This is a genomic window from Brevibacterium casei CIP 102111 (assembly GCF_900169275.1).
In the GTDB taxonomy this organism is placed as follows: domain Bacteria; phylum Actinomycetota; class Actinomycetes; order Actinomycetales; family Brevibacteriaceae; genus Brevibacterium; species Brevibacterium casei.
In genome coordinates this window covers 53,377-69,845 of the sequence record NZ_FXZC01000009.1, presented here as the reverse complement: position 1 = coordinate 69,845, position 16,469 = coordinate 53,377, and the positions used below count along the sequence as shown (strand labels likewise).

Annotated in this window: 14 protein-coding genes; 2 read left to right on the top strand and 12 right to left on the bottom strand. The window is 67.5% G+C overall.

The annotated features are described in order from the left end of the window. Position 1: 1 nt before the first annotated feature. From BC102111_RS16280 to dapE, 4 genes are read right to left on the bottom strand one after another with little or no spacing between them, the layout of a single operon-like run. A complete protein-coding gene (locus BC102111_RS16280; protein ID WP_051995470.1) occupies positions 2-265 on the bottom strand; it encodes a DivIVA domain-containing protein in 264 nt (87 codons plus the stop codon). 30 nt (positions 266-295) lie between these two features. After that, entirely contained in the window at positions 296-1,189 is an 894-nt protein-coding gene (folP, locus tag BC102111_RS16275; RefSeq protein ID WP_009375191.1) for a dihydropteroate synthase, read from the bottom strand. Then, a complete protein-coding gene (locus tag BC102111_RS16270) occupies positions 1,186-2,073 on the bottom strand; it encodes an LOG family protein (RefSeq protein ID WP_063250943.1) in 888 nt (295 codons plus the stop codon). The genes folP and BC102111_RS16270 overlap by 4 nt, the downstream gene beginning before the upstream one ends. 5 nt (positions 2,074-2,078) lie before the next feature. Then, the gene (dapE, locus tag BC102111_RS16265) at positions 2,079-3,362 is read right to left on the bottom strand and encodes a succinyl-diaminopimelate desuccinylase (RefSeq protein ID WP_101624854.1); all 1,284 of its coding nucleotides are present in this window, start codon (positions 3,360-3,362) and stop codon (positions 2,079-2,081) included. Between the two features lie 43 nt (positions 3,363-3,405). Here dapE and dapD point away from each other — a divergent pair, with 43 nt between their 5' ends. Further along, positions 3,406-4,350: a 2,3,4,5-tetrahydropyridine-2,6-dicarboxylate N-succinyltransferase gene (gene dapD / locus BC102111_RS16260; RefSeq protein WP_063250945.1), complete on the top strand. Its 945-nt coding sequence runs from the start codon at positions 3,406-3,408 to the stop codon at positions 4,348-4,350. 316 nt (positions 4,351-4,666) lie between these two features. Here the strand turns inward: dapD and BC102111_RS16255 are convergent, their stop codons facing one another. From BC102111_RS16255 to fdxA, 5 genes are all read right to left on the bottom strand, one after another. Then, complete coding sequence (locus BC102111_RS16255; protein ID WP_146001446.1) at positions 4,667-5,455, bottom strand: hypothetical protein; 789 nt, start codon at positions 5,453-5,455, stop codon at positions 4,667-4,669. Further along, entirely contained in the window at positions 5,455-6,444 is a 990-nt protein-coding gene (locus BC102111_RS16250) for a hypothetical protein (protein WP_146001445.1), read from the bottom strand. The genes BC102111_RS16255 and BC102111_RS16250 overlap by 1 nt, the downstream gene beginning before the upstream one ends. A gap of 617 nt (positions 6,445-7,061) precedes the next feature. After that, on the bottom strand, positions 7,062-8,345 hold the full coding sequence (locus BC102111_RS16245; protein ID WP_101624852.1) for a citrate synthase: 1,284 nt from the start codon (positions 8,343-8,345) through the stop codon (positions 7,062-7,064). A gap of 359 nt (positions 8,346-8,704) precedes the next feature. Next, positions 8,705-9,817, bottom strand: coding sequence for a succinyldiaminopimelate transaminase (dapC, locus tag BC102111_RS16240; RefSeq protein ID WP_009375177.1), 1,113 nt, complete (start codon positions 9,815-9,817; stop codon positions 8,705-8,707). Positions 9,818-9,821: 4 nt separating this feature from the next. Beyond that, on the bottom strand, positions 9,822-10,142 hold the full coding sequence (fdxA, locus tag BC102111_RS16235) for a ferredoxin (RefSeq protein WP_009375174.1): 321 nt from the start codon (positions 10,140-10,142) through the stop codon (positions 9,822-9,824). Between the two features lie 172 nt (positions 10,143-10,314). Between fdxA and BC102111_RS16230 the strand changes: the two genes are divergently transcribed. Further along, positions 10,315-11,388: a GNAT family N-acetyltransferase gene (locus BC102111_RS16230; protein WP_009375172.1), complete on the top strand. Its 1,074-nt coding sequence runs from the start codon at positions 10,315-10,317 to the stop codon at positions 11,386-11,388. Between the two features lie 19 nt (positions 11,389-11,407). On the opposite strand, the gene BC102111_RS16225 is transcribed toward BC102111_RS16230, so the two are convergent. The 3 genes from BC102111_RS16225 to typA all read right to left on the bottom strand — a co-directional run bounded on the left by BC102111_RS16225 (position 11,408) and on the right by typA (position 16,464). Next, on the bottom strand, positions 11,408-13,153 hold the full coding sequence (locus BC102111_RS16225; protein WP_101624851.1) for a VanW family protein: 1,746 nt from the start codon (positions 13,151-13,153) through the stop codon (positions 11,408-11,410). A 66-nt stretch (positions 13,154-13,219) separates the two neighbouring features. Then, positions 13,220-14,557: a PIG-L family deacetylase gene (locus BC102111_RS16220; RefSeq protein ID WP_009375168.1), complete on the bottom strand. Its 1,338-nt coding sequence runs from the start codon at positions 14,555-14,557 to the stop codon at positions 13,220-13,222. Continuing rightward, positions 14,554-16,464 (bottom strand): translational GTPase TypA, encoded by a 1,911-nt coding sequence (typA, locus tag BC102111_RS16215; RefSeq protein ID WP_101624850.1) that lies wholly within the window; start codon positions 16,462-16,464, stop codon positions 14,554-14,556. Before typA ends, BC102111_RS16220 begins: the two co-directional genes overlap by 4 nt. Positions 16,465-16,469 lie beyond the last annotated feature (5 nt).

Below are 16,469 nucleotides of genomic sequence, written 5' to 3'. Positions count from 1 at the left end.
CCTAGTTCTGCGCGGCTTCCAATTCGCTGATCCGCGTCCGCAGCCGACCGATCGCCTCATCGACCTCGTCCATCCGGTAGCCGCGCAGCGCCGGACGGAACCGCAGCTCGTCGACGTCTGCGAGGGTGAAACCCTCGGGCAGTGGGGCGGCGACGGCATCGGACTCCTCGGCGGCCTCGGCGGAGAAGAGATCGAAGGACGCGGCGAGGACGATGACGAGGACGAAGATCGCAGCGGCGACCCCGATGACAATCCACAATGGCATGAGGCCATCTTCGCATATCGGCCTGAGGTCTCAGCGGAGGCCGCGGACCGTATGCCTGGCCGGACCCTCCCCGGTGACGGCGAGCGTGACGGCCAGGGCGTCGGCGGTCGCGGTGACGTCGTGGGCGCGGATGATCGCCGCTCCCCTCTCCACGGCCAGCGCGGTCGCGGCGATCGTTCCGTGGAGCCGGTCGGCGGGTCCGACCTCGCCGATCGCCTCCCCGACGAAGTCCTTCCGGGAGATCGCGAGCAGCACGGGGTAACCGGTCTCGGCGAAACGGCCGAGGTCGCGCAGCAGCCGCAGCGAATGGTAGGAGTTCTTGCCGAAGTCCGGCGTCGGGTCGATGACGATCCGGGTCGGGTCGACTCCGGCGGCCTCGGCAGCCGTGGCCAGGGCCACCACACCGCTCAGGGTCTCGTCGACGACGTCGGCGGCGGTGAGGCCGTAGCGGCTGCGGTGGGCGTCGGTGCGCGGGGACAGACCCCCGGTGTGCGAGCAGACGAGGCCGACGTCGAAGCGGGCCGCGACCTCGGCGACGAGCGGATCCGCACCGGCCCACGTGTCGTTGAGCAGGCCGGCACCGGCGGCGCAGACCGCCTCGGCGACCTCATGGCGCCACGTGTCGACGCTGATGAGGAGGTCAGGACGGCGCCGGATCACAGCCTCGACGACGGGGACGACGCGTTCGATCTCCTCGGCAACGGAGATCTCCCGACCCCGCCCCGCACGGACCCCGCCGATGTCGACGATCCGGGCACCCGCCTCGGCGGCGGCGTCGACGGCCCTCAGCGCCGCCTCGAGGGTCGCGGCGGACTCGTAGAACGAATCGGTCGACCGGTTGACCACAGCCATGATCACCGGGGCCCCGGCGCGGGCGTCGGTGAGCGCGAACCGCGTCGGGCGGGACTCGGCGCCGTCCTTCACTGCTCGGGGCCGGTGCCGTCGACGGGGGCGTCGGGGATCGTCCCGGGCGGACCGATCGTGGCCACGACCTCGTCGATGTCATCGGTGAGCGTGAAGAGGTCGAGGTCCTTCGGGGAGATCGTGCCCTCTCCGATCAGGGTGCTCGCCATCCAGTCGACGAGCCCCCGCCAGTAGCTCGTGCCGAAGAGGACGATGGGAAAGGACGTGACCTTGCCGGTCTGGACCATCGTGAACGCCTCGAAGAGCTCGTCGAGGGTGCCGAAGCCACCTGGCATGACGACGAATCCGCGGGAGTACTTGAGGAACATCGTCTTGCGGACGAAGAAGTACCGGAAGTTCACCCCGAGTTCGACGTGGTCGTTGAGCCCCGATTCGAAGGGCAGCTCGATGCCGAGTCCGATCGACACGCCCCCGGCCTCCGTGGCGCCGAGGTTGCCTGCCTCCATGATCCCCGGTCCCCCGCCGGTGATGATCGCATTCCCGTTCTCCGCGAGCCGCCGGGCGATCTCCCGCGCATCCTCGTACGCCTGGGTTCCGGCGCCGAGGCGGGCCGAGCCGAAGATCGAGACCGCCGGGCCCACCTCGGCGAGCGACCCGAAGCCCTCAACGAACTCCGCCTGGATGCGCATCACCCGCCACGGGTCCTCATGGACCCAGTTCGAGGGTCCCCGGGACTCGAGGAGGCGCTGATCGGTCGTCGTCGTCGGCACCTGGGAGCCGCGCAGGCGCAGCGGACCTTTGCTGTAGAAGGTCGCGTCGTCGGTGGTGTCGGCTGCGGGCTGGTCGGGGCTGGGCTGGTCGGGGCCGCTCTCGTCCGGGCTGGTCTCCACGGGCTCGCGCTCCTCGGTGCGGGTCGTCGGTGCGGGATCGGTGTCGTTCGCCATCGCGCTCATCCCTTCTCGAGGTAGTCGATGAGAGTCCGGGTCGCGTCCTCCACTTCCCGGACCCTGACATGTTCGTCTGACTTGTGGGCGTACAGCGGGTTGCCCGGACCGAAATTCACCGCCGGGACGCCGAGCGCACTGAACCGGGAGACGTCGGTCCATCCGAGCTTCGCCGACGGTTCCGCGCCGAGCGCGGCGAGGAAGTCCTGGGCGATGGGGCGGTCGAGTCCGGGGCGGGCGCCTTCGGCGGCGTCGGTGACGACGACGTCGAAGCCGGTGAAGAGCTCGCGGAGGAAGCCCTCGGCCTCGGCGGCGGACTTCGAGGGCGCGAAGCGGTAGTTGACGGAGATGCGGCACTCGTCGGGCACGACGTTGCCTGCCACTCCCCCGCTGATCGCCACCGCGGAGAGCGACTCCCGGTAGTCGAGGCCGTCGACGGTGACGGTCTCGGAGACGTGGTCGTCGAGGCGGGTGAGCACCTCGGCGGCGGCGTGGATCGCATTCACTCCCATGAACGCGCGGGCCGAGTGGGCGCGCACACCGGTGGTCGTGACGTCGACGCGGATCGTGCCGTTGCAGCCGCCCTCGACGCTCGCATTCGACGGTTCGCCGAGGATCGCGAAGTCCCCGGCCAGCCACTCGGGGTGGGTGCGGGCGACCCGGCCGAGGCCGTTGAGGGCGGCATCGACCTCCTCGTGGTCGTAGAAGACCCAGCTGACGTCGCGCGACGGGTTCCGCAGCGCCGAGGCGGCGGCGAGCTGCATCGCCACCCCCGCCTTCATATCGCAGGCGCCCCGGCCCCAGATGATCTCCTCACCGGCGGCCTGGTCACGTTCCGAGGCGCCGGACTCACGTGCGTCCTCCGTCGGTGCACCGCCCGCCGGGGCCTCGTCTTCCGGGGCACTGCTGTCGGTTCCGTTCTCAACTCCGGACTCACGGGACTCACCCACCTCACCGGTGAGCCGCCTCGGCGGGAGGTTGCCTTCGACGGGGACGGTGTCGAGGTGACCGGCGATGACGATGCGCTCCGGCCGGCCCAAGCCGGTGCGGGCGACGATCGTGTCGCCGTCGCGGAGGATCTCGAGATCGGGGCCGTCACCGGCGCTGATCGCCTCGAGGACGGTGACGACCGCCTCGGCGATCGCACCTTCGTTGCCGGAGACGGATTCGATCGCGCACAGCCGGCCAGTCAGCTCCGCGGGATCGTCGAGCGCGGAGAGCAGATACTGCCCGAGGTCGCCGTCGGGGACGAATGCGGCGGCGGTCTCAGCAGGTGGATGAGCAGTCATACGACTTAGCCTAGTACCGCGGTCACCGACTAGGCTGGCAGGCATGACACAACGCATCGTTTCCGCGCGTGGACTCGCCACGCTGCATGAGAAGACCGTCCTCTCCGTCTGGTACCCGGCCCTGAGCACGGGAGACGACCCTGCCGACGCCGAGGCGGCAGCGACCGCCCGCGCCGCCGACGACGGACTCGATGCGCTCACCGGAGAGGATCCCGCCCGCGGGACGACGACGTCCGTGGTGACGACGACGATCGACCTCGACGAGGCGCCCGCCTCGGCGGCCGATGTCTACCTCCGTCTCCACGCGCTCTCCCACCGCCTCGTCGTGCCCAACGATGTCAACCTCGACGGCATCTTCGGCCACATCGCCAACGTCGTGTGGACCTCGGCGGGCGCATGCTCGCCGGAGGACTTCGAGGCCACCCGAACGAGGCTGCTCGCCCGCGGCCCCGTCGCGGTCTTCGGCCTCGACAAGTTCCCGCGGATGACCGACTTCGTCATCCCCTCGGGTGTGCGCATCGGCGATGCCGACCGGGTCCGCCTCGGCGCGCACCTGGCCTCCGGGACGACGGTCATGCACGAGGGCTTCGTCAACTTCAACGCCGGCACCCTCGGCTCGGCGATGGTCGAGGGGCGCATCTCGCAGGGCGTCGTCGTCGGCGACGGCTCCGATGTCGGCGGCGGTGCCTCAATCATGGGCACGCTCTCCGGCGGCGGCACCCACCGCATCTCGATCGGCTCGGGCAGTCTGCTCGGTGCGAACTCGGGCGTGGGCATCTCGATCGGCGATGACTGCATCGTCGAGGCCGGCCTCTACCTCACCGCGGGTACCCGGGTCACGGTGCTGGGCGACGACGAGCGGGTCGTCAAGGCCTCCGAGCTCAGCGGCGCGAACAACATCCTCTTCCGCCGCAACTCGGTGACCGGTGCCGTCGAGGCACTGGCCCGCTCGGCCAAGGGCATCGAGCTCAACCCCGACCTCCACTGAGAGCTCGGCGAGGCGCGGGGTTCCGCATCCCACCCCCGCAGCAATAGAACTTCCCGCTGCACCGGGATGATTCGCGGCCAACGGTGCGATAAGGCGATTTCCGCCGAGGATACGCGGGTTCGCAGACCCCGCACCACAGCTGCCTTGAGGGCGCTCAGCAACCTGTCGTCAGGTTGCTGAGCGCCCTTTGGCTATCCAGCCCGGAGTCGTCATGCCCGAGAGGTTGCCGAGCGTTTTTCGGGTTGTTCGTTCGACCATCGCCTCAGCGAGCATTTGAGGACAGTTCTTCTACTGACGCAAGTGCGAAGCGTCTCAGCTACGGGCGGGATACATGCCGGGCGATCAAAGCTGCCATACGCACTCGGTCCAGGTCGTACGGCACAGGTAGATTGCTCGTCCTCTTGGTGAGTTTTCCTGCCGCTTCGTGGAGGATTCTCGCAGTGTCCTTTCGGAACCCGATGAGACCAGGAGACGAGAGCCCCCACGCTGTGTGCGGATGCTCCTCGCGGATCTCCATGAGCGAGTGGAGGTCTGCGAGGTCACGGTCAGACCGCAGTCCCCGTGCTTTCCAGCTATGGGCCTTCAACACGACTGCAGTCTCAAGCCCTGGTATCCGCGTTCGGTACTCGATCGTCGAACCGTCGAACAGGGTCGCGAATACTTCCAGGTCGAGGGGCGGCTGGTCAAGGGCGAATCCGAGTTCCGGAAGGGTATCGACCTGCCCGACCCCGGGCGCACACTCCGACCGGATGCCTTTCGAGCTTCCGCGGCGGGAGACCAGCAGGTTGACTTCGATATTCTGCTCGGAGTTCACAGCCTTCTTCAGGACGTTTCCGCCTGTTTGACTGAAATCCTGGGCGCAGAGACCATCCACTATGTCGCCGACGATTTCGATGTCGTCGACGGCTGCGTCGGCATCAATCGTGGATCGCAGGGTTGCGTTCGAGGTGGGATACACATGGAGAAGAAGTCTGACCATATGGCCGCCGATGATCCGGTACGGCGTGTCACGGTCGACAGCTTGGGCGACCGCCTGTTGCCCCATGTAGCCGAGCGAGTCCGCGTTGCTCGCGGCATGCGCCTCTATTCTGATGATTTCACTCATCATTGTCGCTCTACGACCACTTCTGCGATCTTGTCCGCAGCCGGTCCGCTGTCGACACTGCCGCTATGGAGAAGATCCCACATCACGATCAGCGGATCCGCCACCGGCAGTCCGCCGGTTTCACTGCTTGATGGTCGGACCGACCCCAATCTGAGTATCGTCGGGTCGCGAGGCACATTGATGATGAGGGTCGCTTCGTCCAATGGTGCCGGAACAAATCCTCCCTCGGAGAGGTCGATGGGAGCGTCGGTGTAGATTCGACCAGTGGTCGGCAGTTTCCACGGAGCAATGACGTCTGCCGCGACATCGCCGCCGACCAAGATCGTCTGGTCCAAGAAATGGAAGATCTCTCTGGCCTGCGCGACCTGCTGAACAATCGGATCCAGACTGAACCACCCGAATTCCTGACCGCCGGGTCCGAGGTACTCATCAATCCACAGTCGCAGCAGTCCCTGGCGATCCATGGCATAGACGCCATCACCCGCATCGTCGACGAATGGTCCGAGCATCTTGAGCGCACTCGACACGGCCTGCTGGCTGACGCCGAGAACGTCCGCGATCGAAGATTGTCGCGCAGGAGCATCGTTGAGCAGCAGGTAGCGTATGAGAGCCCAGCGGGTCCACGCTGGACGCGCGCGCTTCGGTGTTTCGCTCCGGTGGTCCGTCGTAGCGGCTGTGTGCACCGAATAGGTGATCCCCGAATGGATGAGTCGTATCGGGGCAGTCGTGAGAATGTCGAGTTCTCCGGACTCCGCGCGTTCGATGATTCCCTCCGTCGCGGATTCGGCAACAAAGAGCACACCGCCGCTCCATTCGTGATGAGCCGTATAGCTGCGAACAGTATGAGCGTCCAGATGCGGCACCGCCGGTGCTGGCGATACTTCGAACCAGATTCCCTCAGGGCCGCGCACACGCCACGAGCCACGGTTGGCCCCGGCGGCGATTTCGAAGTCCAGTTCACGCAGAGCGCTGACTGCATCGACGACCATTGCACCCCTCACAACTTTCTACCCACGAAGTCGGTGAATACTTGTTGGACATACTCGCTATTCATATGCTAACAGGCGACCCGAGCTTCGGCCTCCGACCATCGACCCTGCGCCCCTAATCGGATGTTCACACGACACCTACCTCACCGTGGACCCACTGGAGACGATGATCGGCATACAGACGCACCACCGCCTCGGCGAGCGCATTCTGCATCCCACCCCCGCAGCGACAAAACCTCCAGTTGCACGGGGATGATTTGCGGCCAACGGTCCGATTCAGCGAGTTACGCCGCGGGTATAACGCTGCGGGCGCGAATTGCTGCCCGAGGTGCGGCGTGTGGCTCCGGGTGCGAATTGCTGCCCGAGGTGCGGCGTGTGGCTCCGGGTGCGAATTGCTGCCCGAGGTGCGGCGTGCGGCTGCGGGCGCGAATTGCAGCCCGAGGTGCGGCGTGTGGCTGCTGAATACGCGAGCAGCCCTCCGGGTGCTCAGCCACCGTTCGCAGGGTGGCCGAGCGCCCGGAGGGCCGCTCGGGACGGAGACGCTCAGTGGTCGACGGTGCTCGCCAAGCTCAGCGGTCGCCGCCGCCGTTCCAGCTCAGCGATCGCCGGAGCTTCGCTCAGCGATCGGTGATATCCGTGTAGTCGCGGGACACATCGCCGGTGTAGACCTGGCGCGGACGGCCGATGCGCGTCTCCGGGTCCTTGATCATCTCGCGCCACTGGGCGATCCAGCCCGGGAGGCGCCCGACGGCGAAGAGCACGGTGAACATGTTCGTCGGGAAGCCGAGCGCCTTGTAGATGAGGCCGGTGTAGAAGTCGACGTTGGGGTAGAGCTTGCGCTCGACGAAGTAGTCGTCGGCTAGCGCGATCTCCTCGAGCTGGACGGCGAGCTCGAGCAGCGGGTCGCCGCCGGAGCGGGCGAGGACCTCGTCGGCGGTCTTCTTGATGATCTTCGCGCGCGGGTCGTAGTTCTTGTACACCCGGTGGCCGAAGCCCATGAGGCGCACGCCCTCTTCCTTGTTCTTCACGCGCTCCATGAACTTCTTCGGACCGTCGTCGGAGGCCGCGATCGTCTGGAGCATCTCGAGCACCGCCGAGTTCGCGCCGCCGTGCAGCGGTCCGGCCAGGGCATTCACGCCGGCCGAGATCGACTGGAAGAGGTTCGCCTGCGAGGACCCGACGAGACGCACGGTCGCCGTCGAGCAGTTCTGCTCGTGATCGGCGTGGAGGATGAAGAGCTGGTCCATCGCCTTGACCGCGAGCGGGTCCGGCTCGTACGGCTCGGCGGGGACGCCGAAGTTCACGCGGAGGAAGTTCTCCACGAGGCTGCGCGAGTTGTCCGGGTGGATGACGGGCAGGCCCATGTTCTTCCGGTGCGCGAGAGCGGCGATCGTCGGCATCTTCGCGAGCAGCCGGAACGACGAGGTGTCGATCTGATCCTCGTCAAAGACATCGAGGTCATCTTGGTAGAAAGTCGACAAAGCGGCGACCGCAGCTGCAACCATGGGCATCGGATGCGCATCGTAGGGGAATGCCCGGAAGAACCGGCGCAGATCCTCGTGGACGATGGTGTGCTTGCGCAGACGCGCATCGAAGGCGTCGTACTGCTCCTGAGTGGGCAGCTCACCGTGGATGAGGAGGTAGCAGACTTCGACGAAGTTCGACTTGTCTGCCAGCTGTTCGATCGGGTAGCCCCGATACTGCAGCACCCCGGCATCACCGTCGATGTAGGTGATGGACGACGAGGTGGACGCGGTGTTGGCGAATCCCGGATCGTAGGTCACGGCTCCGGTGTCTTTGAGCAGGGAGCCGATGCGATATCCGTCGTTGCCTGCTGTCGCGGGCACTTCTGGCAGTGCCAGATCCGTCTCGGCAATCCTGAGATTCGCTTCGGTCGGCATATGTTCTCCTCACCGTCGACCCACCTCAAGAACTTCCTGAGGCGTCTTGCACAGTTCCCTCAAAGACTACCCACTTGCGGGGGAATCGAAAAATCACTGTGCCCTGTCTGTACTGCTCAGTAACAAGCGTCGGGCTCAGGGATCCGATGCGGGTGTGACGAATTCCGCACTGCTCCTATGCACCTCGGCGCATCCCTCTCAGACCAGTCCCGATCCTGATCGGGATCATTCCCCGCCGAGGTGGGGCGACAGGTGTCCTTGCCTGTGACGATGGCAGCTTCTCCACCCGGGGCACGTGCCTCAGCCGAGCCGCAGGCACCAGACACTGCTGAGCAATCGCCTGCCCGAGACGGCGCGCCTCAGGCGAGGAGCCGGTCCGCAGCCGCGGCGATCCGCTCGTCGGTGGCGGTGAGGGCGATGCGCACATGCTGCGCTGCCGCGTCGCCGTAGAAGGCCCCGGGTCCGGCGATGATGCCGAGATCGGCGAGTGCCCCGATCGACTCCCAGCAGTCGACACCGGCGGTCGCCCAGAGGTAGAGTCCGGCCTCCGAGTGGTCGATGCGGAATCCGTAGGACTCGAGTGCCGGGCGCAGCCGATCCCGGCGGGCGCGGTAGCGCTCCTTCTGCTCGAGGACGTGTGCGGTGTCGGTGAGCCCGGCGATCATCGCCGCCTGGATCGGTGCCGGGACGATCATCCCCGCGTGCTTGCGCGTCCGAGTGAGATCGTCGATGAGCGCTGCGTCGCCGGCGACGAAGGCGGCACGGTAGCCTGCGAGGTTCGACTGCTTCGACATCGAGTAGACGCTGAGCACCCCGGAGTGGTCGCCGTCGGTGACCGAGAGGATGCTCGGAGCAGGCTCGTCGGAGGTCCAGTTGAGCAGGCCATAGCACTCGTCGGAGGCGACGACGACTCCGGCCTCACGGGCACGGCGGACCACCTCGGCCAGCGTCTCGGCATCCTGGACCGCGCCGGTCGGGTTGCCGGGAGTGTTGAGCCAGAGCAGGCCGATGCCCGTCAGCGGAGCGCCGGCGACGATCTCGGAGGCGTCGAGGCGCACACAGTCGACCCCGGCGATCCTCGCCCCCATCTCGTACGTGGGGTACGCGGCGTGCGGGCAGGCCACGGACAGTCCGGCCTGCCGCAGGCCGAGGAGGGTGGGCAGCCACGCGACGAACTCCTTCGACCCGATGGTCGGCAGCACCTCGGCGGCCGGGTCGACGCTCACCCCGTGCCACGTCGCATACCACCCGGCGATCGCGGCACGCAGCTCATCGGTCCCGGCGGTCGTCGGATATCCGTGGGCGTCGCTCGCCGCGGCCAGCGCGTCCTCGATGACTGCGGGCGTCGGATCGACGGGGGTGCCGATCGAGAGGTCGCAGACCCCGCCGGGATGCTCGGCGGCGCGGGCCCGATACTCGGTGAGCTTGTCCCAGGGGTAGTCGGGCAGGTCGAGCCCGAGGCGAGGCGCCACCGCCTCAGCCGTTCTGCGGCGGGAGGACGGAGATGATCGCGTGGTCCTTGCCGGTGTTGCCGAGCTTCGCAGCGCCGCCCGGGGAGCCGATGTCGTCGAAGAACTCGACGTTGGCCTTGTAGTACTCCGACCACTCCTCGGGGACGTCGTCCTCGTAGTAGATGGCCTCGACGGGGCACACCGGCTCACAGGCACCGCAGTCGACGCACTCGTCGGGGTGGATGTAGAGGCTCCGCTCCCCCTCGTAGATGCAGTCGACCGGACACTCGTCGATGCAGGCCTTGTCCTTCACGTCGACGCAGGGCTGGGCGATGATGTACGTCACGGGTTGTGCTCCTCGGGAGACTCAGCTGATCTATGATCTCCACCATACGCCTTGAACGCGTCCCCAGTCTCCCACCGTGACACGTGATCCTCGTTGCATTGGTCACGCCTCCCCCGCGGCCGAGCCCACCTGCTCTAATGTGGTCTGGGACAGCGGAATCGGAAGGAGCGGTGTGGACGAGCTCTCGCCAGGCAGACGAGTGGTGGTGCGCTATGCGCTCACCCCGGGTGACACGCATGCGACCTCCGATGCCCTCGGTGTCGTCAGCTCCGTCGACGAGTCCGGCGTCGTCATCGACACGAAGCGCGGTCCCGTGCGGATCGAGCGCGGCCTCATCCTCCTCGTCCACGAGGTCCCGCCGGCCCCGACCCGGTCGGGTCGCACCCATGAGATCGTCTCCGCAGTCGACCTCCGTCGCATCTCCGCGGCGGCGTGGCTGCCGTCCGACGTCTCGTGGCTCCACGCGGACAATCTCCGCAACGAGTCGAGCGATTCCCCCGCCGAGGTGGGGCTGCTCCAGAAGGGCTGGCTCCTGCGCAGCTCCGAATCGACCACCCGCCGCGCCAACAGCGCCCTGCCCGTGACCGAGTCCGGGCTGGGCTGGTCCGAGACGCTCGACGCGGTCGAGGCGTGGTACGCCGCCCGCGAGCGGCCCGCGGTCGTCCAGATCTACTCGGCCGACGATTCGACGACCCTGGCCCCGGAGTGCGAGGGTCTCGGGCCGCTCCTGTCCGAGCGGGGATACTCCCCGTCAGAGACCGTGTACCTCCTCACCGGTGCCACCGCCGAGGCGGCCGCCGGTGCCGGTGCCCCCGCCGAGGCGGCCGCCCCCGGTTTGTCCATCGACGTCACCGAGACGCCGAGTGACCTCCACTTCGCTGCCTGGACGAGTGAGCGCGACCCCGGTTCGATCGACGCCTTCCGGGCGCTCATCGAGACCGATGACCCATGCCAGTTCGTCACCGCGTGGGCTCAGCATCCCGACGGCTCGCGGACGATGGTCGCGACGTGCCGAGTCGTCGAACGGAGCAAGTGGGGCGTCATCACCAACCTCGTCACCCGCCCCGACCTGCGTCGGCGCGGAGCCGGACGCTCGGTCGCACGGGCTGCCGCAGCCCTGCTCGCCCAGCGCGGAGTCCGCTCCTACCTCGTCGACGTCGAAGCGGCCAACGAGGCGTCGCTCGGGCTCTTCACGTCGCTGGGCGCGAGCGTGCGCCACCGGTGCTGGTACGCGAAGCAGGCCTGAGCCTGTCCGTGCAGCAGAGCTACTTGCACTCGACCTTGTTGACCGGTCGGTAGGTCGTGACGAAGGAGTCCTTCGTCTCCCGTCCGGTCGCGATCTCCTTCATCGTCCGCGTGATCTTGATCGACCAGCCCTCGCGCGGTGACTGCGGGGTGCACGACGGACCGGACTCGGTCACCGTCGCCGGCGAGGTGAAGGCGTACCGGCCCGAAGAGTCGGCTTCGACGTCGTAGTACTTGACTCCGTAGACCTTCGCGTAGACCTTTCCGCCCGAGAGGTACATGTCGAGGACGACGGGGGTCTTCTGGTTGTTCGTGAACTTGAGGTCGATCGAGGTGTAGTCGAGCGTCGTCTCCCGGCCCTCCGGGTAGCGGGAGATGTAGCGCGAATGCGCCTGATGCTCGTTGAGTTCGAAGCCGGCGAAGAACGCGGCGTTGAACAGGGTCGTCGACACCTGCGAGACTCCTCCGCCGAAGTCCTCCTTCATCTGCCCTTCGGAGATGACGCCTGCGGGCTTGTAGCCGTTGGCCGCGGTCCGCGGGCCGAGCGTCTCATTGAGGGAGAACTGCTCGCCGGGCTGAAGGACCGTGCCCGAGACCTCTTTCGAGGCGACGCGGAGGTTGTTGTCGCGGTTGGGATCGGACTTGTACGGGGTGGAGAACTCCGAGACGGTCTGCGAGACGTCGACCTTCTTCGCGTCCTCGGTCGTGAACTCCGGTTCGACGGAGGCCAGGGTCACCTCGGCGGCTGCGGTGTCGCCGTTGATCGCATCGGTCACGGCCTTCGAGAGGTCGTCGGGCTTGATGCCGATGCCGGGTTCGGAGTCGACGACCTGCGGCTTGCCGTCGACGACCTTGAAGGTCGCGTCCTTGGCGGGACGTCCGATCTCCTCGTTCTCGTCGAGTGCCCGCTTCTGCAGCTTCTCGGCGTCGAACTTCGGCACGAGCTTCGAGTCCTTCGCCTCGAAGCTCAGGGTCTTCGCGATCGTCGTCGGCGAGATCGTCAGGTCCCCGCCCTTGACGTCGGAGTCGGCGTCCTTGCCGGGTACGGCCTTGACGGTGACGTCGGCCTTGACCGCATCGGCGGCGAAGCCGTCGGCGACGTCCTTGGCTTCAGCGGTCGTGATGTCGGGTTCGACCTCGTCGACGACGACGGGCAGCGGATTGTCCTTGACCAGCCACTGTGCGGCGACGGCGGAGCGGATGTTCTCCACGCTCACGCTCTGCCCGGTCACGGCGTCCTTGACCGCAGGCGTCGTCTTGTCGTAGCTCAGCTCCGCATCGACGGGTTCGACCTCGAGTCCCTTCGCGGCCGCCTCGGCGCTCTTGTCGAAGGTCGCGTCGTCGACAGCGAGGACGGGTGAGACCTCATTGTCGCCGAAGAGCCGGTCGGCGAGGATGGCAGGGTTGAGTGTGAACCCGGTGACCTGGGCGACGGTGCCGTCGACGTCGAGTGCCAGTCCCGACTTCACCGGATCGATCGTCGCCGTGGCCTCCTTGGCGCTGAGCTCGATCTCCTGCTTCGCCTTCTCCCCGAGGGCGTCCTCAAGGGTCGACTTCGCATCGGCTGCGCTCTGCGAGCCGATGTCGACGCCGGCCACGGTCGTGCCGGGGGCGACGACCCGGCCGCTGAAGAAGCCGATCGCGAGGTAGACGACGGCGAGCCCGACGAGGATGAGGAGCGCGATGATCCAGGGTCGCTTGCGCCTGCCCGCCGAGGTGCCGGCCGAGGGATCAGGCGCGCTGCCTGCGAGGGTCTGGGTGGACATCATTCTTCCAAGTCTATCGAGGGGATCTGAGTCTGGTCGGGGAAGGCTCTGTCCGGGAGCGGAGTCCTAGAGGGATCTCTGCGCCCGGCTGCGGACGGGGACGAAGGCGAGGACGGCCGCGATGACCATGGGGCCGAGCAGCCACACCACCGACCGCAGGGTGCCGGTGACGACGATGTCGGATCCCGGCAGCCACTCCGGCTGGCCGAGGATGTAGGAGACGACGGCGATGACGATCGCGGCGACGAGCATCGGTGCGGTGGACCGGTACATCGATTTGAGGTGCCAGAGGCCGCACAGGGCGAGCAGCAGTCCGAGTCCGAGTCCCCAGGGCACGATCGCGGGGGTCTCGCCGAGGCGGACGACCGAGACGTTGAGATGCTGGAATCCCCCGAGGAGGCCGATGAGGAGGCCGAGGAGTCCCGCATGGATGAAGGCGAAGACACCGGGCTTCTTCGGCTCGCGGCGACGCCGGGGGGCTCCGGCCGCGTTCGCGTCCTCGAGAGCATCGAGGTCGAGGCCGGCGAGGACGTGCGAGGCGAGTCCCGAGCTCTGGGTCTCCGCGGGGAACGGGGCGCCGGCGCCGAGGGAGTAGTACTCGTGGTCGGCGGGCTTCGTGCCGATGCCGTTGGACAGGGCCATGAAGTCACCGCTGAGGCTCACCTGCGTGCGGTGCGCGGCCAACGCCCTCCGGCGGGCATCGCGGACGCCTGCGACGTTCTGGGCGACGACGATCTCGCCGACCGGCGCCATCGTCGGAATCGTCTGCGCCTGGGCGAACCCGGTCTCGGAGAATCCGGACTGGCGCGGATCGAAGGACGCCCTGGCCACCTCGGCGGGGATCTCGACGAAGAGCAGCCGACCGGGCCGCCAGGTCGCCTTCTCGACGGCCGCGACGGTCGCGTCGTGGACGCGGACGTGGTCGGGGTGGCCGTAGCCGCCGTTGGCCGAGTACGTGATGACCACGTGCGGGCGGACCTCGTCGATGACGGCGGCGATGTAGTCGGCGACCTCGTCGGTCGACGCCGCGCACAGGGCGCCTGCGGGCATCGACGCTGCCGGCACGGCGTGGCCCTCGGGCCCCCATTCCATCCCCGAGTCCTCGAAACGACGCTCGGGCAGGGTCACCGCACCGCCTCGGCGAGTGCCGAGGAACCGGTGGTCGGTGACGCCGAGGGACCGCATCGCCTCGGCGATCTCGGACTCCCGCACGGACGCGAGCCCGGCCCGGTCGCCCTCGAGGGCCTTCATCTCCGGCGGGATGACCTCTCCGCCCTCACCGCGGGTGGCGGTGAGCACGGTGACCTGGTCGCCTTCGGCGGTCAGGGCTGCGATCGTGCCTCCCGTGGCGATGGTCTCGTCATCGGGGTGGGCGTGGACGAAGAGGATCCGCGGCGTGATCATGCGTTCTGACGACGCAGCTTCGCGTAGATCTTCGCGCGCTCCTTCTGGTCGAGTTCGACCTTGCGGATGCGCACGGCGGACGGGGTGACCTCGACGCATTCGTCCTCACGGGCGAATTCGAGGCTCTCCTCGAGCGTGAGCCTGCGCGGGGGCACGAGGTTCTCGAAGGAGTCCGCGGAGGCTGAGCGCATGTTCGTCAGCTTCTTCTCCTTCGTGATGTTGACGTCCATGTCATCGGCCCGGGAGTTCTCGCCGACGATCTGGCCCTCGTAGACCTCGGAGGTCGGTTCGACGAAGAAGGAACCGCGCTCCTGGAGGTTGATCATCGCGTACGGGGTGACGGCTCCGGCGCGGTCGGCCACGAGCGAGCCGTTGGTCCGGAACTCGATGTGGCCGGCCCACGGTCCGTAGCCGGCGGAGATCGAGTTGGCGATGCCGGTGCCGCGGGTCTCGGTGAGGAACCGGGTGCGGAAGCCGATGAGGCCGCGGGCGGGGACGGTGAATTCCATCCGCACCCAGCCGGTGCCGTGGTTCGTCATCGTCGACATGACGCCCTTGCGGCTGGCCATGAGCTGGGTGACGGCGCCGAGGTAGTCCTCCGGCACGTCGATCGTCAGGTCCTCGAAGGGCTCCTGGGTCTGGCCGTCGACCTGCTTGGTCACGACCTGGGGCTTGCCGACGGTGAGCTCGAAGCCCTCACGGCGCATCTGCTCGACGAGGATCGCGAGCGCGAGCTCACCGCGCCCCTGGACCTCCCAGGCGTCGGGACGCTCGGTGGGCAGGACCTTGAGGGAGACGTTGCCGACGAGTTCGGCGTCGAGGCGGTCCTTGACCATGCGGGCGGTGACCTTCGTGCCCTTCTCACGACCGGCCAGCGGCGAGGTGTTGATGCCGATGGTCATCGAGATCGCCGGATCGTCGATGACGATCGCCGGCATCGGCTTCGGGTTGTCGATGTCGGTGAGGGTGTCGCCGATCATGATGTCGGGGATGCCCGCAACGGCGACGATGTCACCGGCCGACGCCTCGGTGGCGGGAACCCGGTCGAGTCCCTGCGTCTCGAGGAGCTCGGTGATCTTCACGGAGCTGATCTCGTCACCGCGGGCCCACGCGACCTGCTGGCCCTTCTTCAGGGTGCCGCCGAAGATCCGCAGGAGGGCGAGACGGCCGAGGAACGGCGAAGCGTCGAGGTTCGTCACGTGCGCCTGGAGGACGCCGTCGGCGTTGATCTCCGGGGCCGGGATGGTCTCGATGATCGTCTTGAACAGCGGCTCGAGGTCCGGGTTGTCCGGGACCTCGCCGTCGGCGGGCTGGTCGAGCGAGGCCGCTCCGACCTTCGCGGCGGCGAAGACGACGGGGACGTCGAGGACGGCGTCGACGTCGAGGTCGGGGACCTCGTCGGCGAGGTCGGAGGCGAGGCCGAGGAGCAGGTCCTGCGAGTCCTCGACGACACCGTCGATGCGGGCGTCAGCCCGGTCGGTCTTGTTGATGACGAGGATGACCGGCAGCTTCGCCGCGAGAGCCTTGCGGAGGACGAAGCGGGTCTGGGGCAGCGGGCCCTCGGAGGCGTCGACGAGGAGGACGACGCCGTCGACCATGGACAGTCCGCGTTCGACCTCACCGCCGAAGTCGGCGTGGCCCGGGGTGTCGATGACGTTGATGACGATGGGCTCGTCACCGGCGGAGGGTCCGTTGTAGAGCACCGAGGTGTTCTTCGCGAGGATCGTGATCCCCTTCTCCCGCTCGAGGTCGCCGGAGTCCATCACGCGCTCGGCGAAGTCACCGTGCTCGTTGAAGACACCGGTCTGCCGGAGCATGGCGTCGACGAGGGTGGTCTTACCGTGGTCGACGTGGGCGACGATCGCCACGTTGCGGCGGTTGTCCCGGCGCGTGGGAGCTTCAGTCATCAATA